This window comes from Micromonospora sp. A200, assembly GCF_029893845.1.
Classification (GTDB): Bacteria; Actinomycetota; Actinomycetes; order Mycobacteriales; family Micromonosporaceae; genus Micromonospora; species Micromonospora purpureochromogenes.
The window spans coordinates 23441-44749 of the sequence record NZ_JARXXY010000014.1 but is presented as its reverse complement, the minus strand read 5'-3'; the positions used below and the strand labels follow the sequence as shown (position 1 = coordinate 44749).

Below are 21309 nucleotides of genomic sequence, written 5' to 3'. Positions count from 1 at the left end.
ATGGTGCAGGGCTTCGTGCCAGGCCTCGTCGTCACGGCCCACCGCCAACAGCACATCGACCAGCTCCGAGGCGCACGCCGGCTGCTGGGCGACCCGCTCGCGCAGCACCCCCACGGCCCACCCCTTTGGATCGTTCCCACCGACCACCGCCACTGTGTCGACCAGCGATCGGTACGCCATGGCGGTGGGATGCCGGGCGAACTCCTCCCGCCGGACCCGCACGGCACCCTGCGTGTCACCGGCGGCGACGAGCATGTCGACCAGGACGTCACGGAGCCGGTCCATGTACGGCGAGCCCTCGTTGGCGGCCACGCCCCGCCGGGCCCAGTCGACCGCATCGTCCCGGCGCCCAGCGGCACGTAGCGCCTCGGCGATCCGTTGGTACTGCACGGCACTGGCCAGGTGCTCGGCCAGCACGGTGACATACCGGTCGACGTCGCCCGACACCTCGGCGAGCTGCTCGCGCAGTCACGCACCGCGAACGCACCGGTCCACGACTGCCGGTCGGCGGTGAGTGCCCGCTCGGCGACCAGTCGCTCCACCTCCGCACTACCCCGCTCCCCGAGCGCGGGAGCGAACTCACTCAGCAGGACACGGGGCCAGCCGGGACCGTCGCACTCCAACTTCAGGCTGATTCGGTCGCGGACCTGTGCCGGTGGTTGCACGGCCCGACTGTGCGCCGCTTGTAGCCAAGCTTGTGGCTCCCGGCCCGGCTGCGGGCGTTGTGGCAGGCACGCTTTCCCGAGCTGACCACGCCGCCCCAGGCGCTGGCCGGGTAGGAGTGGATCAAGTTCACCTCCGCCTGGCGGAGATCGGACTGCGGGTCGCTGCCCGCTACGGGTTCGCGTTGGCCGGCGGCTACGCCGTTCAGGCCCACGGCATCCTGGACCGGCCGAGCGAGGACATCGACCTGTTCACGGCGTGGGAGCGACGTGGCGAGTTCGCCGCAGCAGTGGACGCCGTCGTCTACGGCTACCGCGACGGCGGGTAATCCGTCGAGGTGACGCAGCGGTTCGACACCTTCGCCCGGCTCGCGGTCACCGATCCCGCTCAACCTGAGCATCCGTACAAGGTCGAGCTGGCGGCCAGCTGGCGCGCGTTGCCGCCGGTGATGATGGACGTCGGGCCGGTGCTGCACGCCGACGACGTCGTCGCGGGCAAGATGTCCGCCCTGTACACGCGAGCCGAGCCTCGGGACTTCCTGGACATCGACGCGGCCCTCATTACCGGTCGCTACACCCGGACGTGCGAGCTGGCCGAACAGTCCGACGCGGGGTTCGACCGGCGCGTCCTGGCGGACCTGTTCGGAATGTTGGAGCGCTACCCGGACCGGCGTTTCGCCGCCTACAACGCCGACCCCGCCCACATCTGCGAGATGCACAAACGCTTCGCGCAGTGGCGCGAAGAACTCACCGCCAACCTGCCCTAGCGTTGTTTGAAAGGTGCGACGCGCATGCCCTGGTGGCGGTACCGCCACCGCAGCCCTGTATCAATGGATGCGTGACGGCCGGGGCGGCGCCGCGCCGATCGGTGGCGCTCAGGCCACGTGGGCGAGGTAGCCGGCGACCGCCTCGTCCAGCACCTCGCGGCCCGGACGCGACCACACCTCCTCGGCGAAAACCTCCACCTCGATCGGGCCGGCGTACCCGGCGGCGTCCACGGCCTCCCGGAAGCGGCGCAGCTCGACGCAGCCGGTGCCGGGCAACCCCCGGCCGAGCAACACCCCGGCCGGCAGCGGCGTCACCCAGTCGGCCACCTGGAAGCAGGCGATCCGGTTCTCCCGCCCGGCCCGAGCGATCTGCGCCCACACCTGGTCGTCCCACCAGAGGTGGTAGGTGTCGACGACGACGCCGACCGCCTCCGGCGGGTACGGGTCGGCCAGGTCGAGGGCCTGGCCGAGGCTCGCGACCACGCACCGGTCGGAGCAGAACATCGGATGCAGCGGCTCGACGGCGAGTCGTACGCCCGCGGCGAGGGCGTGCGGCACGAGCGCCCCGAGCGCCTCGCCGACGTGCGCCCGGGCGACGTCGAGGTCCCGGCTGTCGGCCGGCAGCCCCCCGGAGACCAGCACCAGCACCGGCGCGCCGACCGCCGCCGCCTCGTCGATCGCCCGCCGGTTCTCGTCGAACCACCCGGGGGCGTCGAAGAACCCGCCCCGGCACAGCGAGGTGACGGTGAGGCCGGCGTCGCGCACGCGCGCCGCGGCCTGCTCGATGCCGTACGCGGCCAGGTCCTCGCGCCACAGCCCCACCCCGGAGACCCCGGCGTCAACGCAGCCCGCGACGAGTTCCGGCAGCGGCCACCGCTTCGTGGTGGCCGAGTTCAGCGCGAACCGCTTCACTGCGTCACCCCCACGGTGGTCATGAACGACCGCGCCCGGTGCGCGGCCAGCTCGGCGTCGGGCAGCAGCCCGGCCGCGTCGGCGAGCCGGATCAGCCGGGCCAGGTGCACCGGCGACCGTCCGGACTGGAGGCCGCCGACCATGGTGAAGTGGTCCTGGTGGCCGGCGAGCCAGGCCAGGAACACGATGCCGGTCTTGTAGTAGAACGTCGGTGCGCCGAACAGGTGCCGGGCCAGCGGCAGCGTGGGCGCGAGGATCTCCTCGTACGTCGCCAGGTCGCCGGCGTCGAGCGCGCGCAGCGCCGCCGCGGCCGGCGGCGCGATGGCGGCCAGCACGCCGAGCAGCGCGTCGGAGTGGCCCTCGCCGTCGCCGCGGATCAGGGCCGGGTAGTTGAAGTCGTCGCCGGTGTAGAGCCGCACCCCGGGCGGCAGCCGCCGGCGCAGCGCGACCTCGAAGTCCTCGTCGAGCAGCGACAGCTTGATGCCGTCGACCTTGCCGGTGTGCGCGCCGATCAGCGCGGCCACCGTGTCGGCGGCCCGCGCGGGATCGGGGTCGCCCCAGTAGCCGGCGAGGGCCGGGTCGAACGCAGGGCCCAACCAGTGCAGCACGACCGGGCCGCCCGCCTCGTCGAGCAGCCGGCCGTAGACGTCGAGGTACTCCTCGGCCGAGCGGGCCGCCGCGGCCAGGTGCCGGCTGCACATGAGCACCGGCCGGGCCCCGGCGTCCTGCGCGTCGGCGAGCTGTTCGGCGTACGCCTTGCGGATCTCGTCGAGGGTGGCCGGACCCGCCGGCAGCTGGTCGGTGGCGACGCCCGCGCAGATCGCGCCGCCCTCGGCCCGAGCCGCACGCGCCGAACGTCGCACCAGCTCGCGCGCGGTCGGGTAATCCAGACCCATGCCCCGCTGGGCGGTGTCCATGGCCTCGGCCACACCGAACCCGTACGACCAGAGGTGCCGGCGGAACGCGAGCGTCGCATCCCAGTCCACGGCGGCGGGCGCACCCGGCACGTTCTCCGCCCCCGGGTCGGCGACGACGTGCGCGGCGGCGTACGCGATCCGGCTGGTGAAGCGGGCGCCGGGCGCGGCGTGCTCGCGCCCGGCGCCGGAGAGGGCGAGGGGCCCGTCGGGCAGGGTGACGGTGGTGCTCACGAGGACAGCTCCGCCACCTCGAGGCGCCGGCCCTCGCGCGCCGACCGCAGGCCCAGCTCGGCCAGCTGCACGCCGCGCGCGCCGGACCACAGGTCCCAGGTGTACGGGGCGTCCTCGGCGACGTGCCGCAGGAACATCTCCCACTGCGCCTTGAACCCGTTGTCGTACACCTCGTTGTCCGGCACCTCCTGCCACTGGGCCCGGAAGTCGTCGCTGGACGGCAGGTCGGGGTTCCAGACCGGCTTCGGGGTCGTGGCCCGGTGCTGTACGCGGCAGCCGCGCAGCCCGGCGACCGCGCTGCCCTCGGTGCCGTCGACCTGGAACTCGACCAGCTCGTCCCGGTTGACCCGGACGGCCCAGGACGAGTTGATCTGCGCCACGATGCCGCCGTCGAGTTCGAAGATGCCGTACGCGGCGTCGTCGGCGGTTGCCTCGTAGGGCTGGCCGTCCTCGTCCCAGCGTCGCGGGATGTGGGTCGTGACGTGCGCGGTGACCGCCCGCACCGGGGCGAAGATCTGCTCCAGCACGTAGTGCCAGTGCGGGAACATGTCGACCACGATGCCGCCGCCGTCGGCGGCCCGGTAGTTCCAGCTCGGGCGCTGGGCCTCCTGCCAGTCTCCCTCGAAGACCCAGTAGCCGAACTCGCCGCGCACGGACAGGATGCGGCCGAAGAACCCGCCCCGCACCAGCCGGTCGAGCTTGCGCAGGCCGGGCAGGAAGAGCTTGTCCTGCACGACGCCGTGCCGCACGCCAGCCGCGTCGGCGGCCCGGGCCAGATCGACCGCGCCGGAGAGGGTGGTGGCGATCGGCTTCTCGGTGTAGATGTGCTTGCCCGCCTCGATGGCCAGGCCGATCGCCTTCTCCCGCTCGCTGGTGACCTGGGCGTCGAAGTAGATCGAGACGTCCGGGCGGGCCAGCGCGGCGGTGAGGTCGGTGGTCCAGTCGGTCAGCCCGTGCCGGGCCGCGACGTCGCGCAGCTTGGCCTCGTTGCGCCCCACCAGGACGAGCTCCGGCCAGAGCCAGCCGCCGCCGCCCAACGGTACGCCGCCCTGCGCACGGATCGCCAGCAGGGACCGGACCAGGTGCTGCCGGTAGCCCATCCGCCCGGTCACGCCGTTCATGACGATCCCGATCGGGACACGTGCCGTCATCGTCTCACCCTCCAGGTAGGCGCTTCCTCCGGCACCCGACTCCTCCGGGTGCCGCAAACCTCGTCCCGGTCTCCCCGGGGACCGCCGGCGGGGACGGCGACGTTGCCGCCGCCCCCGCCGGGTTGGACTCAGGCCGGCGCGCCGGTCACCGTCAGGTGACGCAGCCGGCCGACGTTGTCGAACGAGCCGAACCCGACCCGCCCGGAGCCGAACGTGGTGTCCTTCGCGGTCATCAGCGGGTCCTTGCGGCCGTCGACGTACACCGCGATCTCCCCGGTGGCCGGCAGGTGCACGACCCGCACCTTGTGCCAGTCGGCGTCGGTGACCGCCGGGTTGGCGCCGCGGGACCGCCCGTTCCACTGGTAGTCGATGCGCTGCCGGTCGGCGTTGTTGACCTTGAAGATGCCGTTGTGCGGCAGGATCGTGTTGTCGGTGGAGACGTGGGCGTAGTAGAACTCCGTGTCCGAGCGCCAGCCGAACACGATGATCACGTCCCGGTTGCTGACCTCCACCGGCGTGTCCAACCGCACGTCCGCCTCGATCTCCGCCGAGGACCACTCCGGCCCGTCGGTCACGACCGCGTACTCGAACGGACGGCGCGGACCCGGCCGGCTGACGCCCGCCTCGGCGAGGATCACCTCGTCCTTGTCGAACTGCCACTTCGACGGGGTCACCGGCGCCCAGCTGTCCGGGCCCGAGGGCTTGTGGAGCCTGGTCTTGCCGACGTCGCCGCTGGCGAACTCCTGGGTGTCGGTGACCTTCCAGATCTTCCCGTTGGCCTTGGCGAGGATGTAGAGCTCCCCCGCGGCGTCGGTGCCGAAGCGCAGGTCGACCCGCTCCGGGTTGCCCGGCGCGCCCGGGCCGGAGAGGTCCTGCATCCGCACCGGGCTGCCGGCCGCGTTGAACAGGGCCAGCCGGTGGATCGGCGCCAGGCCGGCACCCCGGCGCATCTCGTGCGCCTCGGTGTAGAGGACCTGACCGTCGACGAGGTCACCGAAGACGTACTTGCCCTTCAGCGCGGGCAGCTCGTTGCCGCGGTAGACGAACCCGCCGGCCACCGCGACACCCACGTCCGAGGTGCAGTTCCACCCCGGTGCCGGGTTGTGGTCGTACGCGGCCACCGGGTACGTGTAGCCGTACTGCGCGTCGTCGGCGGGCAGCGGGTAGAGCTTGTTGCAGGGGTTCGTGGCCGTCTTGTCGAACCGGAACGCCCCTTCCCGCTCGCTCCAACCGAAGTTGTCGCCGGCGCGCACCTCGTAGATCGCCTCAATGGCGTGCTCGCCGATGTGGCCGAGGAACATCCGGCCGGTGGCCGGGTCCCAGCTGAACCGGTGCGGGTCGCGGAAGCCCACCGCGTAGATCTCGCCGAGCGCGCCGGCCTGGCCGACGAACGGGTTGTCGGCCGGGATGCCGTACTTCCCGTTGGCGGAGTTGGTGCCGTGCGGGTCGATCCGCAGCAGCTTGCCGTGCGGCATGGCCAGGTTCTGCGGGTCGGTGTTGCGGACGCCGAGACCGCCGTCGCCGACGGCGAGGTAGAGCAGCCCGTAGTCGCTCTGGCCGGGCTTCGCCGTGGGGTTGAAGTTGATCTCCTGAATGCCGTGGACCTGGCCGCCGAAGCCGATCCGCAGCACCTCGCGCCGGCTGCCGGCGAACGTGTCGGCGGCCGGGTCGGTGGCCGTCCACTCGGTGATGACACCGTGGAAGAGGACGTTCGTCTGGGCGTAGTCCGGCACCTTGGTCGTTAGCGAGGCCTGTTCCGTGTGGATGGTGTAGAACCGGCCGTTGGTGCCAAACTCCGGGTGGAACGCCACGTAGCCGAAGCCCTGCCCGAGCCCGCGGCCGGAGAAGAACTGTGGCGCGAAGGTCGCGGCCACGTCGAGGTAGACGTGCGGCACGCCATCCTTGACGAGGTACAAGTTGCCGTTGAGGTCGGGTACGGCGCGGCGGCCGGAGCCGTCGGGCAACTCCATGATGGTGTTGATCCGGGCGGTTCGCATGAGCCGCTGGTCGACCGGGGCCGGGTTGGGGAACGACTGGGGGAAGCTGGCGTACTCGGAGAGGACCAGCCCGAGCCGGGACTGGGTGGGCATCTCGCGGACCGGGTCTAAGACCGGGTCGGCGGCCCGCGCGGGGCCGGACACCAGGGTGGACAGGACGAGGGTGGCGACCGTGAGTCCGGCCGTCAGCGCGGATCTGCGGATGTTGCCGATACTGCGCACGCGGGTCTCCTTCTCGGTGGGGACGGTGCCGAGGGTGGTCAGCGAGCCATGTAGCGGTATTGCTTCTCGACGTCGGTCGCCGAGGCGACGCTGTCGAGGAACATCAGGGCGTCCATGCGGCAGTCGCACGGGTTCCGCTCCAGCGTGTCCTGCGGGAAGCTCCCGCCGATCTTGATGCCCCGGGGGTCGGAGGCGGTGGTCACGTGCGGGCCGGGCCCCGACACGAGCCACGGGTCGTCGGTACGGGTGTAGAAGCCGTCCACCGGCTGGCCGTTGCGGTAGAGGGCCATGGCGCCGGTGGTGAAGTCGAAGGTGGCGGCGAGGTGCACCCACTCCCCCTTCGGCAGCAGGGTGCGCCAGTCCTCGCTCGCGGCGAAGGTCTGCGAATTGCCGCCGTCGAGGCGCCGGCCGAGCGCGACCAGGCGCAGTTCCCCGTTGACGTCGATCAGTTCGAGCAGCGCTCGGACGCCGTGGCCGTCGGAGTCGCCGGTCAGCACGCCGGCCAGCCCGATCGCGTTGAACCGGTCAGCCGGGTTGCCGGTGGTGGAGTTCAGCGCCGGGCCGTCCATCTCCCGCTTGAACCAGCCCATCACCGTGGTGCCCTCGACCCCGCTGAACGCGCGCAGGGTACGTACGCCGCTCGCCGACCAGATGCCGGCCTTCCAGTCGTCGTTGCCGGCCGCGGCCGGGTTGACCTGCCGGGTCTGCAACGCGTTGCCGCTGCCCGGGTAGGCGTGCTCGGCCACCCGCATGTCGGGGCCGCCGTTGACGAGCTCGATCTCGGTGCCGGAGCGGCCCTGGTCGCGCTCGAGCGCGGCGTCGCCCTCCACAGGGTGGTCGAAGTCGTAGAAGGCGACCAGGTTCGATCGCAGGTGCGGGTGGACGTCGCGCTGGTGGTTCCGGTCCGCCTGCGCCGGGGGTGCCCCGGCGCCCGCCAGCACACCGGCCGCCAGCAGGGCGGCGGTGGCGACGACGGCCCGTCTGGCTGTGGTCATCGCGTACACCTCATTTCGCGTTGCGAGTGGGGGACGCAACCGCTTTCGGAAGCGCTTACGTGCGTGCATTCGAACTGCCTGGTTGTGCCGCTGTACTTGAGGGTGTTACCGCTTGGGCGAGACCGGTGGCTCGGCGGGCCGGCCGCCGAGGTAGAGCTCGCCGAGTTGGGGGTCGGCCAGCAGCTGTGCCGCCGGCCCGGAGATGTGCACGCGCCCGAGGTCGAGCACGCAGCCGAGGTCTGCCGTCTCGAGCGCCCGCCGGGCGTTCTGCTCCACCAGCAGCACCGCCGTGCCGGCGTCGCGCATCCGCACGACCTGTTCGAAGACCGTGGTGGTGGCCTTCGGGTCCAGGCCCATGGACGGTTCGTCGAGGAGCACGACCTTGGGGTTGACCATGAGCGACCGGGCGAACTCCACCTGCTTCTGCTGGCCGCCGGAGAGCAGCCCGGCCAGGGAGTTCCAGCGCTGCGCGACGACCGGGAAGACCTCCTTGACGAAGGCCGTCCGTTCGGCGATGAGCGCCTTGTCTTTCAGGGTGTAACCGCCCAGAAGCACGTTCTCGGCCACCGTCATCTCGCGGAAGACGCTGTGCCCCTGCAGGACGTGCGCGACCCCCGAGGCGAGCATCCGCTGCGGGCCTTGACCGGTCACGTCCACGCCCCCGACGAGGATCCGCCCGGAACGCGGCTTGAGCAGCCCGCTGGCGACCTTGAGGACGGTCGACTTGCCGGCGCCGTTGGGCCCGACGAGGCAGACGATCTGGCCGGCCGGCACCGAGACGGTCAGGCCGCGCAGCACCGGCGCCGCGCGCCCGTAGCCGGCCTGGATGTCGACGAGTTCGATTTCAGACGCCAAGGTAGGCCCCCAGCACGCGTTCGTCGGAGCGGATGAGCGACGGCGGGCCTTCGGCGATCGGGCGGCCGCGGTCGAACACCACGATGTGGTCACTGACACTCATCACCAGGTCCATGTTGTGCTCGACGATCACGAAGGTCCTTCCCTCGGCGTTGAGCTCGCGGACCAGGGAGCCGATCCGGTCCAGCAGCGCCGGGTTGACGCCGCCGGCCGGCTCGTCGAGCAGTACGGTCTCCGGGTCGCTCATCAGCACGCCGGCGAGTTCCAGCAGCTTCTGCTGGCCCCACGACATGTTGCGGGCCTCCACGTCGGCCAGGTGCTCGATGCCGAGGCGGGTGAGCCAGCCCCGGGCCCGGTCGACCTCCGCCCGGACGCGAGCGCCGCGCAGCTGGCCGGTCAGGCCGGCCGGGCGGACCGCGGCGAGCACGTTGTCCAGCGCCGACATCCGGGGGAACACCCGGCACAGCTGGAAGGTACGCCCCACGCCGGCGCGGACGATGGCGTGCGGCGCCTTACGGGTGATGTCCCGCCCCCGGTAGGTCGTCTGCCCGCTGTCCGGACGGATCATCCCGGTGACGCAGTTGAAGAACGTCGTCTTGCCCGACCCGTTGGGCCCGATCAGCGCGTTGACCTGGCCGTGCCGGAACTCGACGGTGGCACCGTCGAGCGCCACCACACCGCCGAACGCCTTGGTCAGGCCCGCGGTGGCCAGGCTGCGTACCTCGCTCATGCCGTCACCTCCCTGCGGTCGGCGACGGCATGAGGCTCCACCGCACTGTGCCTGATGATTCGCTCGCAGCGCTCGCTCATGCCCGCTCCTTGGTGGGCTCCGGGCGACCCCCCGTGGTGGCCGCCGCCGCGTCGACCGGCTCTCGCGCTCCCGCCTGCGTACCGGCACCCGCCGCCCGCTGGTCGCGGAGCTGCGCGGCCGTGACCTCGCGGATGGAGCTCTGCGCCGGCCGGAGCATCCGGTTGAGCAGCCCGCCGATCGCCGGCAGGACGCCGTCGGGCATGAAGATCACGACCAGGGCGAGCAGCAGGCCGGTCGCGACCAGGTGCAGTGGCGTGTTGCCGAACTCCACCTTGAAGTACTCCAGCGCGGTCCCGACCACGAGTGCGCCGACCAGCGGGCCGAACAGGTGCCGGACGCCGCCGAGCAGCGCCATCAGCACCATGTAGGAGCCGGTGAGGATGGAGAACTGGAAGACCGGGTCGAGGTCGCCGAACCAGAGCGCGTAGAGCCCACCGGCCAGGGCGGTGAACCCCGCCGAGACCACGAAGACCACGAGCTTGTACGCGAACGTCGGCGTGCCCAGCGCCTCCGCCTTGTCCTCGTCCTCCCGGATCGCCTTGAGCCCGAGGCCGAACCGCGAGCGGTCGATGAGCCACCAGGCCAACAGCGCGAGTCCGAGCAGACCGGCGAAGAGGAAGTAGAAGACCCGGTGGTGCTCCGGGCGCAGCAGCCCGGGGAACGGCCGTGGCACGACCAGCCCGCGCGACCCACCGGTGACCGAAGCCCAGCTCTGGAAGACCAGCAGCAGGATCAGCACCAGCGCGATCGACACGATCACGAACGAGGCGCCACGCACCCGCAGCGCCGCGAAGCCGATCGGTACGGCCAGCGCGGCCACCAGCAGTGCCGCGACCATCAGGGCCACGAAGCTCGGCAGCCCGGCCTTCGTGACCAGCAGGGCGGTGCAATAGCCGCCCAGCCCGGCCAGCGCCCCGTGACCGAGGGAGATGTAGCCGGTGAACCCGCCGACGAAGTTCCACGACGTGGAGAGCACCGCGTAGTTGAGCACCACGATGCCCGCCGACAGGATGTACGGGTTGGGCGCCAGGGACGGGAAGGACAGCACCGCGGCGGCGAGCACGAGGACCGCGACCGCCTGGACGATCCGGCCGACGGGCCGGCGCGCCGCCGCCGTCGCTGTTGCCGCTGTTCTCGCCGCCGACGCCGGGGTCGCCGTCGCCGGCGCCGTGGTCGGCTCAGAAGCGCTGGGCAAGGCGACCTCCGAAGAATCCTTGTGGCCGGAACGCCAGGGTCGCGAACAGGGCGAGGTAGAAGATCGTCTGCGCCCAGGTCGTACCCAGCGGAATCTGCAGCAGGCTCTGCATCAGGCCGAGCACCATGGCGGCCATGGCGGCCCCGGGTACGCTGCCGAGCCCGCCCACCACGATGATGGCCATCAGCGGGCCGATCCAGTGCCAGTGCAGCGAGGGGTAGATGGTGGTGTCGAGGGCCAGGGCGGTGCCGCCCACCGCGGCGGTGGCGAGGCCGATCCCGAAGCCGTACCCGGCGACCCGCTCGGTCTCGATGCCGATGAGCCGGGCGGCGTCGCGGTGCTGGATGGTCGCCCGCAGCGCCCAGCCGAACGTCGTCTTCTTCATCAGCAGGTAGAGGGTGAGCAGGGCGACGGCGGCGAGGCCGAACGCGATCAACTTGACGACCGCGATGCGGGCCCCGAAGAGCCCGAAACTCGCCGCGCCGTAGCCGAGCTGGATGCGCCGCTGGGTGCCGCTGAACACGTACCCGAGCAGCCCCTCGATGAGAACCGCGATCGCGAACGTCAACAGCACCGACATCATGGTCAGGGTGACCGGGCGCAGCCGGGCCAGGAGCACCCGTTGCAACGCCACCCCGAAGCCGAAGAAGAGCGGCACGGTGACGATCATCGACAGCAGCGGGTCGACGCCCAGCCGGGAGTGGGACCACCAGGCCAGGTAGGCGGCGAGGATGAGGAACGCCGAGTGGGCGATCATCACGACCCGCATGATTCCGAAGTAGAGGGTCAGGCCCGCCGCCAGGAGGGCGTAGAGCCCTCCCAGCAGCAGACCCAGGATGATGCTCTGGAAGAGCAGGGCACCGGACGGCATCGCTGACTACCAGGCCGGCTTCGGGTAGACGAACTCGGTCTCCTTGGCGTCGGCCGGCAGCACGATCTGGATCTGGCCGCCCACCCACTGCTGGATCATGTGGGCGCCCTTGGGCTTGCCCGTCTCGTCCCAGGAGAGCGGGCCGACCACCGTTTCCACGGTGTTCTTGCGTACCCAGTCGACCAGCCTCTTTTGGCAGTCCCCCTGCTCGGCGCAGCCGACCGCGGTGACCGCAGCCGCGACGACCTGGCCGGTCGTGTACGCGTTGGCCTCGTCCTCCTCCGGCGGCGAGCCGACCTGCGCCGTGTACTTCTCGACGAACTCCTTGTTGCTCGGGTACGGCGCCTTCTGGGTGTAGCCGGTCGGGGAGAGGATCCCCTCGGTCTTGTTGCCGATGGCCTTCGCGAACTCGGGGTTCGTCGGCGCCGTGGAGAATGCGGCGAGCTTCGGCTGGTACTTGAGCTGCTGGAGGGCGACGATCAGGTTGACGCCGTCCTGGTACTGCGAGCCGCCCACCAGGACGTCGGCCTTCGACGCCGCGATCTTCGCCGCGATGCTGCCGAAGTCGGTGGTGTTCGGCGGATAGACCTCGTTGACGACCGTGCGGATACCGGCCGCCTCGAGCTTCTCCTTCAGCCCGTACGCCGTGCCCTGCGCGAACGGGTCGTCCATGGCGGCGTACGCCGCGGTCTTGGGCCGCTGGTCCGCGGGCAACGCGAGGATGTACTCGGCCAGGTGGTTGTAGTGGTCGTTGGCCACCGCCGGAGCGGCGTAGAACAGGTTCTTGAAGCCCTGCTCGAAGACCTGCTTCGCCGCGCCCGCGGGCTCGACGAAGAGCATGCCGTACTCCTCGGCCACGCGGCCCGCGGGCACGACGAGGCGGGTCGAGAACGGACCCACCACCAAGTCGACCTGATCCTTGCCGATGAGCTGCTCGTAGTCGGCGACCACGCGGTCCGCGTTGGACTGGTCGTCGAGAATCTTCAGCTCGACCTTGCGGCCCAGCAGGCCGCCCTTGTCGTTGGTGATCTTGGCCCAGGCCTCGTAACCGCGCTGGACACCCTTGCCCGGCTCGGAGAAGTCTCCGGTCAGCGGGAGGGAGATCCCGATCACAATCGGTTCATCGGGGGCGGCCGATCCGCCGCCGCCGTCGCCACTGCAGGCCCCCAGCGCAAGCGTCATCGTCGCGCCGAGGGCTGTCATCCACTGCATTCGCCTGAAACGGGTTGTCATCCCGTGACGCTCCTTTGCCGGGACGGAAGCGCTTACGAAAGCGCTTTCGTAGACTAGGTTGTGTTACGCGTCACTGGCAACAGTCAGATGACATGGATGTTTCTGGGGAGTTGCCGATGCCCAAGCCTGGCCCGAGACTGCGCCTCGTCGACGTGGCCGAGCGCGCCGGGGTCTCGCTGGCGACCGCGTCCCGCGCCCTCTCCGGCCGGGACGGCGTCAGCGAAGAGGTAGCCAGCCGCGTCCGGCAGGTCTCGCGGGAGCTCGGGTACGTCGCCAACCCGTACGCCCGCACCCTGGCCGGCGGCGCCAGCTCCACTGTGGGGTTGGTGGTCCACCAGGTCGACGACCCGTACTTCTCGGAGATCGCCGGTGGGGTCATCCAGGTCGCCGCCGAGGAGGGGCTGCTGGTGCAGATCTGCCACTCCGGCCGCGACCCCGAAGCCGAGCTGCGGCAGCTGCGCCACCTCATCGCGCAGCGGGTGGGGATCATCCTGATCGCCGGGTCCGGCTACGACGACCCCCGGGTGGAGGCCGAGGCGCGGGCCGAGCTGTCGGAGTTCCAGAGCCTCGGCGGCCGGGTCGCCGTCATCGGCCGGCACGCGCTCGGCGTCGACGCCGTGCGGCCCGACAACGAGGCCGGCGGCCGGGCGCTCGCCGAGCACCTGCTGGAGCTCGGGCACCGGCGCATCGCGGTCGCCGCCGGCACGGCGGGACTCACCACGGTCGCCGACCGGCTCGCCGGGGTCTCGTCCGCCCTGCGACAGCGCGGGCTCTCTCTCGACAGCCTCCCCGTCGTCCACTCCGATTTCACCCGGGACGGCGGTCGGGTGGCCGCTGAGCAGATCCTGCGCGACCACCCGGAGACGACCGCGATCATCGCGCTCAACGACGCGATGGCGATCGGGGTGCTGTCGACGCTCCGCGCGCACCGCGTCCCCGTGCCCGAGCGGATGTCGGTCGTCGGCTTCGACGACATCTCCGTCGCCGCCGACCTCGCACCCAGCCTCACCACCGTCCGGCTGCCGATGACCGACATGGGGCGGATGGCGCTCACCCTCGCGCTCAAGCCCCCCTCGACCCGCCCCCGGCGCCGGTCGACCGGGCACGCCCTGGTGGTACGCGACTCGACCGGCCCCGTACCGCCGCGCTGAGTGTCGAGACCGGCCGGTGCCGACACCGGGCGTTACGTCCGCAAGGGCTACGCCGCCGCCGGCATTGCCGACCTCGCCGGCGAGCTGGGCATCGGGCACGGCACCGTATACCGGTACTTCGGGAACAAGCGCGACGTCGCGGCCGCAGTGCTGGACCGGGCGCTCGAGCGGATCGCCACCGTGGTCACAGCGGGCAGCCGATGAGAGAGCGACCCGCCGGTCACCTCGACCAACCCTGGCCGGACCAAGGTCGTCGCACCAGTAGATAGGAAGCCGAATAGCGTGTGCGACTACTCGCTGATCAGATTCGCGAGACCGCGGGCCGCGACCTTCCGCACCCCCTCGTCAGGGTCGGGAAGCAGCATCCGCAATGTTGATTCGGCTGCCGGCCGCCCAGTCGGCCGAGGTGCCAGCCGACCATCATCCGCACGTCTGGGACCGGATCTGCGGCGAGCGGCAACAGTACGGCGACGGCGCCAGGTCGTGCGCGAAAGGCGACCTTGCCGGCCGCCTTCGAGCGGACCACCAGGGACGACGCGGCGCCGTACCCGACGGTGCCGCGCCACCGTCCCCGCGCGGACTACGCCGTCCCGGCCGCGCGGCCGGCGACGATGTCTACCGCCTCGACCAGGCTCTCCGCGCCGGCCAGGCCCCGGTCGCGAAGCTCGTCGGGGTCGATCCCCCGTGCCCGCACCGCGTCGGCGAAGTGCGCGATGTCCTTGCGCATCAGGCCCTGTAGGTGTCCGGCGATGTCCGGGGTGATCTCGGTGGCCAGCGCGCTCAGCATGAAGCTGGCGCCGCTGCTCACCGAGATTGCCCGGACCAGCGCCTTGATGTCCAGCTTCAGGGCGCTGGCGATGCGTAACATGTCGGCCGCGTTCTTCAGGTTGCTCATGGTCATCGCGTTGTTCAGCAGCTTCGTCAGCTGCCCGGTGCCTACCGGCCCGAGGTGCACGACCGTGCGGGAGAACGTCTCGAAAACCGGCCGGCACCGCTGGAACGCCTCGGGGTCGCCGCCGACGAACGTGGTCAGCGTCCGCGCCCGAGCGCCGGGCCCGCCGCCGCTGACCGGGGCGTCCAGGTAGGCCACCCCGTGCGCGGCGAACCGCTCGCCGAGTGCGACGTTGGCGCCCGGGTCGCCGGTGCCGTGGTTGACCACCACGCTGCCCGGCCGCAACCCGTCCAGCAGCCGCCGGTGTTCGAGCAGATCGGCGATGTTGGCGTCGTCGCGCAAGCAGAGCAGCAGCACGTCCACGGCTACGGCCGGTTCGGCCACGCTGTCGTGCCGGGTGTACGTGGTTCCGGTCAGCGACTCCAGCGACGCCGGCCGGCGTGCCCACACGTGCAGGTCGTAGCCGCCGTCGGCGATGGCGCGCGCCATCGGGGTGCCCTGGTCGCTCAGGCCGACGAATCCCGCTGCGGTCATTGTCGTCTCCGTTCGTGCGGGGTGTCCGGTTCAGCCGATCAGCTTCAGCGACTCGTCCCAGAGCCGCTCGGCGTTGCCCGGGTCCAGGGCGTACGCGGCCACGCCCCGGAAGTCTGCGGTCCGCGCGGTGACCACGGGCGCCTCGGCGCAGTCGTCGAAGTACCGGCCGCCGACGCCGTCCAGCAGCGGCGACGCCGCCAGCAGCACCGACGTCGCGGCCCCCTGCTGCGGGGTCTTGCGCCGCTCCGGCGGCGTCTTCAGCCCGCCGGTGTGCTTTTGCAGCCCGGTCGCGATCGCGCCCGGGTTCAGCGCGTTCGCCCGGATGCCCTCCCCCGACCAGCGCCGGTCCGCCTCCACGGCCAGCAGGACATCCGCGGTCTTCGACTGGGCGTACGGGGTCAGCGGGTCGTAGGGCCGGAAGGCGTAGTGCAGGTCGTCGAAGACCACCGGCGAGAACAGGTGCCCGGTGGAGGCCACCGAGACCACCCGGGCGCCGCGCGCGGCGGCCAGGGCCTCGTGCAGTCCGACGGTAAGCGCGAAGTGCCCGAGGTAGTTGGTGGCGAACTGCAACTCCCAACCTTGCCGGGTGCGCTCCAACTCGGGCAGCGCCATGATCCCGGCGTTGTTGACCAGGATGTGCAGCGGCTGGTCCCAGCGGGCCACGAAACGGCGTACCGAATTGGCTCGACAGCCCCACATCGACATCCGGGCCGGCCGGGTGATCGTCACGCACGCAGTTGCGCAGCTCTCCCTGGCGTCCAGGTCGTGCTCGCGCTTCGATGTGGGGGCGGGGGTGCGCGGTCGGGCGTTGCACGTTGCCGGTCAAGACAGCCGTCGGAGATCGTGTCACACGGGAGATCTCCGACGGCTTCCGGCGGGTTGCCGCATCAGTCCGGCACCGGCCTGGCCTCGCTCCGGACGGTGACCCGTGCCTGCTCGGCATCCTCGGCGGCCAGTGCGAGCTTGGCCAGTCGGGCGCAGTCGGCAAGGGTGTGCGCGGCCAGCGCCGCCCGCACGGGCGCCAGGGCCCGCGGTGACGTCGACAGGCTGGTCACGCCGAGGCCGGCGAGCACCACCGCGAGCAGCGGATCGGCGGCAGCCTCCCCGCAGACGCCGACCGGCTTCCCGGCTGCGCCCCCGGCGGTCGCGCAGGCGGCGATCAGCTGCAGCAGCGCCGGCTGCCACGGATCGAGCAGCTCAGCCAGGTCGCCGCACTGCCGGTCGGCGGCGAAGACGTACTGGCTCAGGTCATTGGTGCCGATGCTGAGGAAGTCGACCTGGTCGAGCAGTTGCGGGGCGCGCAGCGCCGCCGCCGGCACCTCCACCATGACGCCGACGTTGCTGAGGCCGGCGGCGCGCGCGATCATGGCGAACTCGCGGGCCTCGGCGGCGGTGGCCACCATCGGCGCCATCACCCGGACGTCGGCGCCGGTCCGCTGGGCGGCCAGGTCGATCGCTTCGAGCTGGACCCGGAGCACCTCGGGTCGGCGTCGGGCGACCCGCAGACCGCGGACGCCGAGGGCCGGGTTGGGCTCGCCGGCCTGGTCGAGGAAGGGCAGCGGCTTGTCGGCGCCGGCGTCCAGCGTCCGGATCACCACCGGGCGGCCCGCCATCGCCGCGAAGACCTCGGCGTACGCCCGAACCTGCTCGTCCAGGCCGGGCAGCGTGCTGCGGTCGAGGAAGAGCAGCTCGGTACGGAAAAGCCCGACGCCCTCGGCCCCGGCGGCCTCGTCGCCGCGCAACTGGGCCGCCGAGCCGATGTTCACCAGCAGCTTCACCGCGCGCCCGTCGGCGGTGCGGCCGGGTCCCCGGCTCGGGGTGGCTCGATCGCGCCGGGCGGCCGCCGCGGCGCGAGTGGCCGCCACGAGCGACTCATCGACATCGGTGAGCACCTCGCCGGAACCGCCGTCCACCCGGACCACCGTTCCATCGGGCACGCTCAGCGCGCCGGCGCAGGAGACCACCGCGGGCAGGCCGAGTGACCGGGCCAGGATGGCGGTGTGGCTGGTCGGGCCGCCCGCCTCGGTGACCAGTGCGAGCACCTGCTCCGGGTCGAGGTCCGCTGTGTCGGCCGGTGCGAGATCGCGCGCGGCCAGCACGTACGGGTGACCCGGGGCCGGGACGCCGGGCATCGGCCGCCCGAGGCTCGCGGCGACCGCGCGGTCCCGGACGTCGTCCAGGTCGGTGACCCGCTCGGCGAGGTAGCCGCCGGCCGCCTGGAACGCCCGGCGGTGTTCGGCGAAGGCGTCGGTGATCGCGTGCGCGGCGTCCCGACCGTCCCGGATCACGTCGGCGATCGTCTCGCGCAGGACCGGGTCTTCGGCCATCATCGCCTGGGCCCGGAGGATCTCGGCCGCCTCCGGCCGCCGCGCGGCATCGGCGCGGCGGCGCAGCTCGGCGGCGACCGCGGCGAGGGCCGAGTCGGCCCGCGCCAGCTCCGCCTCGACGTCGGCGACGGCGGTCGGCTCCGGCAGCCGGGGCGCCGGGGCCACCCGCAGCAGCGGACCGGCGGTCACGCCGGGGCTGACCCCGATGCCGGTCAGCCGCTCAGGCATCGACCGGCTCCTCGTCGAGGTTGCGGCGCAGCAGGTCGGCGAGCGCGTCCAGAGCGGCCTCCGCCCCGTCGCCCTCGGCGGCGAGGATCAGCTCGGTGCCGTGGGTGGCACCGAGTGACAGCACCGAGAGCATGCTGCGGGCGGGAACCGGCCGGCCGCCCGGCAGCCGGACGCTGACCGCGACGGGCTGGGCGGCGGCGGCCGCGACGAAGAGGGCGGCGGGGCGGGCGTGCAGCCCGCTGGTCGACCCGACGGGGACGGTACGTTCGGGCATGACGACTCCTAGGGGCGATGGATCCGGGTGGATCCGAGCCGGTCAGGGCTCGATGGTGACTTTGATGCCGGCGCCGCGGGAGACGATGTCGAATGCCTCGAGGGCGTTCTCCAGCGGCAGCCGGTCCGTGATCAGATCCGCGACCGGCACCGCACCGCTGGCGATCAGCTGCAGCGCCGCCTTGTTGTGCGCCGGGCTGGACCCGTTGGCGCCGACGATGGTCAGCTCGCGGTAGTGCACCAGGTTGGCGTCGAGGGCGATGACCGGCTTGTCCTTGGGCAGGCCGCCGAAGAAGCTGATCCGGCCCTGGCGGCCGACCATCTGCAGTGCCTGCTCCTGCGCCGCGCCGGAGGCCGCCGCGGTGATGACGACATCGGCTCCGGCGCCGTCGGTCAGCTTGAGGACCGCGTCGACCGGGTCGGTCTCCGCGGCGCAGATCGTGGCGTCGGGCGCGACGAGCGCCGCCGCCATGTCCAGCCGGTCCCGGTTGAGGTCGACCAGGGTGACCCGGGCGGCACCGCGGGCCCGGGCGAGCCGTACGTGCAGGCAGCCGATCGGGCCGGAGCCGATGATGACGACGTCGTCGCCCTCGCCGACCCGGGCGAGTTCCTGGCCGTTGAGGACGCAGGCCAGCGGCTCGGTCACCGACGCCTCGGCGAAGCTGACTCCGTCCGGGATCCGGTTCAGGCCGTCGACGGCGAGCACCTTGGCCGGGACGACCATGTACTGGGCGAAGCCGCCGTCGTAGTGGTAGCCGATCGACTCCTGGTTGGGGCAGACGGTTATCCGGCCGCGGCGGCACTGGTCGCAGCGCCCGCACGGGATCGCGGCGATGACCTGGACTCGGTCACCGGGTTGCCAGCCGGTCACGTCGGCGCCGACCTCGGTGACCTCGCCCGCGATTTCGTGGCCCATCACCCGGGGCGGGTCGATGTGGTGGTGGCCGAATCGCCAGATCTTCACGTCCGTGCCGCAGGTGGAGCAGTTGCGTACCCGGATCTTGACCTCGCCCGGTCCCTGGGTCGGTTCGGGTGCGTCCTCGATCCGCACGTCACCCGGAGCGTGGAAGCGAACAACCTTCATCAGTCTGTCTCCTCGTCGACCGGCGTGAGCAGCCGGAGAATCTCGTCGGCCTCGGTGGCCTCGCGCAACGCCCGGGCCCGCTCCGGATCCAGCAGGACCTCGGCCAGCTGGGCCAGGATCGCGACGTGACCGTCGCCGCGGGCGGCGATCGCCACGCAGAGCACGGCCTGCTCGCCGCCCCAGTCCACGCCGGCGGGGAAGCGGAGCACCGCGAGCGCGTCACGGTGTACGGCGTCCTTGCCGGCGAGCGTGCCGTGCGGGATCGCCACCCCCTCCCCCATGTACGTCGAGACCGACCGCTCCCGCGCCAGCATCGCCTCGACGTAGGACGGGTCGACGGCCCCGATCTCGACCAGCACCGCACCGCTGCGCTGGATCGCGTCCTCCCGGTTGGCGGCGGTCTCGTCGAGCCGGATCGCCCGGTGGTCGAGCAGCGCGGCAAGGTCCCCGCTTGCCACCTCAGCCATCGACCGCGCCGCCGTTCTTGACCGCGGCGACCACCTTCGCCACCGCCGGATCGCCGATGAACACCTGGAAGGGCACGATGACCTTCTCGGGCGCGTTCGCCCGGGCACGTGCGGCCAGCCCGGTGTGCACGACGACCAGATCGGCGTCGGCGGGGATGTGATCGACCTGGGTGTGCTCCACGGCCACCGAGTGCTTGCTGAGCTGTTTGCGCAGCTGGCTGGCGAGCATCACGCTGCTGCCCATCCCGGCGTCGCAGGCCACCACGATCTTGTGGATGTCGCTTCCCTGAATTGTGCTCATCTGGTTCACGCCTCCGAAACTGCGGTGGAGTTTGCGGTTGCGGCCGCCCCGGCGGTCTGGCGCGGCGCCTCGCCGCCCGGCGGGACCGTGGCCTCGGCGTCCCCGGTGCCCGGCTGTTCCGCCTGGGCGTCGCCGTTGAGTCGACCGAAGCCGAGCAACGCCGCCGCCACGAAGAAGGTGACCGCCGCCGCGATCAGGATGCCGAGGACGACTCCGAACCAGCCGCCACGAGGCGTGACGGCGGCGTAGGCGAAGACGCTTCCCGGTGACGGGGTGGCGACCAGGCCGGCATCGGTGATCATGAAGGTGGTGACTCCAGCGGCGCCACCGGCGATCATCGCGAGGATGAGCCGCGGCTTCATCAGCACGTACGGGAAGTAGATCTCGTGGATGCCGCCGAGGAAGTGGATGATGATCGCGGCCGGGACGCTGGGGCGCAGCGCGCGGGGCCCGAAGAACAGGAAGGCCAGGAGCAGCCCCAGGCCCGGGCCGGGGTTGGACTCGATCATGAAGAGGATGGACTTGCCCGTCTCGGTCGCCTGCGCGACACCCAGCGGGCCGAGAACGCCATGGTTGATGGCGTTGTTGAGGAAGAGCACCTTCGCCGGCTCGACCAGGACCGAGGCGACCGGCAGCAGGTTGTGCCCGACGAGCCAGTCGACACCGTGACCGGCGAGGGTGGTGATGGAGCGGACGACCGGGCCGATCACCCAGACCCCGACCAGCGCCATGCCACCGCCGATGATTCCGGCCGAGAAGTTGTTGACCAGCATCTCGAAGCCGGCCTTGATGCGGTGCTCGAAGGCGTTGTCGAAGAGCTTGACCAGGTACGCGGCGAGCGGGCCGGCCATCATGGCGCCGAGGAACATCGGCACCTCGCTGCCGACCACGATGCCCATCGTGGCGACGGCACCGACGACGGCGCCGCGCTGGCCGTGCACCAGCCGGCCACCGGTGTAGCCGATCAGCACCGGAAGCAGGACGGTGATCATCGGGCCGACGAGCTGGGCGAGGTGGGCGTTGGGTATCCAGCCGGTGGGGATGAAGAGCGCGGTGATCAGACCCCAGGCGATGAACGCGCCGATGTTGGGCATGACCATGCCGGCGAGGTAGCCGCCGACCCGCTGAATCCCGGCCTTGATGCCGGTACCTGTGACGGCGGGGGTGTAATCCGTGGCCATGGGAGGCCTCCTGTTCGACTGCCGGCTGATGTGCCGGTGGTGGGGGGGTTGG

At 71.8% G+C, this 21309-nt stretch carries 20 protein-coding genes and 1 pseudogene; 3 read left to right on the top strand and 18 right to left on the bottom strand.

Going from position 1 to position 21309, the window contains the following annotated elements; all coding sequences use genetic code 11:
• Positions 1 to 781: 781 nt before the first annotated feature.
• Positions 782 to 1429 (top strand): annotated as a pseudogene (locus tag M2302_RS15455) (nucleotidyl transferase AbiEii/AbiGii toxin family protein).
• Positions 1430 to 1537: 108 nt separating this feature from the next.
• Here M2302_RS15455 and M2302_RS15450 read toward each other — a convergent pair.
• The 10 genes from M2302_RS15450 to M2302_RS15405 all read right to left on the bottom strand — a co-directional run bounded on the left by M2302_RS15450 (position 1538) and on the right by M2302_RS15405 (position 12699).
• Entirely contained in the window at positions 1538 to 2341 is an 804-nt protein-coding gene (locus tag M2302_RS15450) for a sugar phosphate isomerase/epimerase family protein (protein ID WP_280838595.1), read from the bottom strand.
• Positions 2338 to 3489, bottom strand: a complete 1152-nt coding sequence (locus M2302_RS15445) for a dihydrodipicolinate synthase family protein (protein WP_280838594.1) — start codon at positions 3487 to 3489, stop codon at positions 2338 to 2340. Before M2302_RS15445 ends, M2302_RS15450 begins: the two co-directional genes overlap by 4 nt.
• Complete coding sequence (locus M2302_RS15440; RefSeq protein ID WP_280838593.1) at positions 3486 to 4640, bottom strand: Gfo/Idh/MocA family oxidoreductase; 1155 nt, start codon at positions 4638 to 4640, stop codon at positions 3486 to 3488. The genes M2302_RS15445 and M2302_RS15440 overlap by 4 nt, the downstream gene beginning before the upstream one ends.
• 128 nt (positions 4641 to 4768) lie before the next feature.
• Positions 4769 to 6859 (bottom strand): PQQ-dependent sugar dehydrogenase, encoded by a 2091-nt coding sequence (locus M2302_RS15435; protein ID WP_280838592.1) that lies wholly within the window; start codon positions 6857 to 6859, stop codon positions 4769 to 4771.
• 38 nt (positions 6860 to 6897) lie between these two features.
• Entirely contained in the window at positions 6898 to 7854 is a 957-nt protein-coding gene (locus tag M2302_RS15430; protein ID WP_280838591.1) for a LamG-like jellyroll fold domain-containing protein, read from the bottom strand.
• Between the two features lie 105 nt (positions 7855 to 7959).
• Positions 7960 to 8709, bottom strand: coding sequence for an ABC transporter ATP-binding protein (locus M2302_RS15425; RefSeq protein ID WP_280838590.1), 750 nt, complete (start codon positions 8707 to 8709; stop codon positions 7960 to 7962).
• A complete protein-coding gene (locus M2302_RS15420; protein WP_280838589.1) occupies positions 8699 to 9439 on the bottom strand; it encodes an ABC transporter ATP-binding protein in 741 nt (246 codons plus the stop codon). The genes M2302_RS15425 and M2302_RS15420 overlap by 11 nt, the downstream gene beginning before the upstream one ends.
• Positions 9440 to 9515: 76 nt before the next feature.
• Positions 9516 to 10715 carry a branched-chain amino acid ABC transporter permease gene (locus tag M2302_RS15415; RefSeq protein WP_280838588.1) on the bottom strand — a complete coding sequence of 400 codons (1200 nt, stop codon included), beginning with the start codon at positions 10713 to 10715 and terminating at the stop codon, positions 9516 to 9518.
• The gene (locus M2302_RS15410) at positions 10699 to 11586 is read right to left on the bottom strand and encodes a branched-chain amino acid ABC transporter permease (protein WP_280838587.1); all 888 of its coding nucleotides are present in this window, start codon (positions 11584 to 11586) and stop codon (positions 10699 to 10701) included. Before M2302_RS15410 ends, M2302_RS15415 begins: the two co-directional genes overlap by 17 nt.
• A gap of 6 nt (positions 11587 to 11592) precedes the next feature.
• Entirely contained in the window at positions 11593 to 12699 is a 1107-nt protein-coding gene (locus tag M2302_RS15405) for an amino acid ABC transporter substrate-binding protein (protein WP_280838586.1), read from the bottom strand.
• A gap of 236 nt (positions 12700 to 12935) precedes the next feature.
• Between M2302_RS15405 and M2302_RS15400 the strand changes: the two genes are divergently transcribed.
• Both M2302_RS15400 and M2302_RS15395 read left to right on the top strand, forming a co-directional pair.
• Entirely contained in the window at positions 12936 to 13970 is a 1035-nt protein-coding gene (locus M2302_RS15400) for a LacI family DNA-binding transcriptional regulator (protein ID WP_280838585.1), read from the top strand.
• A complete protein-coding gene (locus tag M2302_RS15395; RefSeq protein ID WP_280838584.1) occupies positions 13971 to 14174 on the top strand; it encodes a TetR/AcrR family transcriptional regulator in 204 nt (67 codons plus the stop codon).
• A gap of 376 nt (positions 14175 to 14550) precedes the next feature.
• Here the strand turns inward: M2302_RS15395 and M2302_RS15390 are convergent, their stop codons facing one another.
• The 8 genes from M2302_RS15390 to M2302_RS15355 all read right to left on the bottom strand — a co-directional run bounded on the left by M2302_RS15390 (position 14551) and on the right by M2302_RS15355 (position 21257).
• Positions 14551 to 15396, bottom strand: a complete 846-nt coding sequence (locus M2302_RS15390; RefSeq protein WP_280838583.1) for an NAD(P)-dependent oxidoreductase — start codon at positions 15394 to 15396, stop codon at positions 14551 to 14553.
• Between the two features lie 30 nt (positions 15397 to 15426).
• Entirely contained in the window at positions 15427 to 16125 is a 699-nt protein-coding gene (locus tag M2302_RS15385; RefSeq protein ID WP_280838582.1) for an SDR family NAD(P)-dependent oxidoreductase, read from the bottom strand.
• Positions 16126 to 16283: 158 nt separating this feature from the next.
• Positions 16284 to 17951, bottom strand: coding sequence for a phosphoenolpyruvate--protein phosphotransferase (gene ptsP / locus M2302_RS15380; protein WP_280838581.1), 1668 nt, complete (start codon positions 17949 to 17951; stop codon positions 16284 to 16286).
• Entirely contained in the window at positions 17944 to 18225 is a 282-nt protein-coding gene (locus M2302_RS15375; RefSeq protein ID WP_280838580.1) for an HPr family phosphocarrier protein, read from the bottom strand. Before M2302_RS15375 ends, ptsP begins: the two co-directional genes overlap by 8 nt.
• Before the next feature lie 42 nt (positions 18226 to 18267).
• Positions 18268 to 19308 carry a zinc-dependent dehydrogenase gene (locus M2302_RS15370; RefSeq protein ID WP_280838579.1) on the bottom strand — a complete coding sequence of 347 codons (1041 nt, stop codon included), beginning with the start codon at positions 19306 to 19308 and terminating at the stop codon, positions 18268 to 18270.
• Positions 19308 to 19775 (bottom strand): PTS sugar transporter subunit IIA, encoded by a 468-nt coding sequence (locus tag M2302_RS15365; RefSeq protein WP_210778998.1) that lies wholly within the window; start codon positions 19773 to 19775, stop codon positions 19308 to 19310. The genes M2302_RS15370 and M2302_RS15365 overlap by 1 nt, the downstream gene beginning before the upstream one ends.
• Positions 19768 to 20076: a PTS lactose transporter subunit IIB gene (locus M2302_RS15360; protein ID WP_109943748.1), complete on the bottom strand. Its 309-nt coding sequence runs from the start codon at positions 20074 to 20076 to the stop codon at positions 19768 to 19770. The genes M2302_RS15365 and M2302_RS15360 overlap by 8 nt, the downstream gene beginning before the upstream one ends.
• A 5-nt stretch (positions 20077 to 20081) precedes the next feature.
• Positions 20082 to 21257: a PTS mannitol transporter subunit IICB gene (locus M2302_RS15355; RefSeq protein ID WP_280838578.1), complete on the bottom strand. Its 1176-nt coding sequence runs from the start codon at positions 21255 to 21257 to the stop codon at positions 20082 to 20084.
• Between the last annotated feature and the right edge of the window lie 52 nt (positions 21258 to 21309).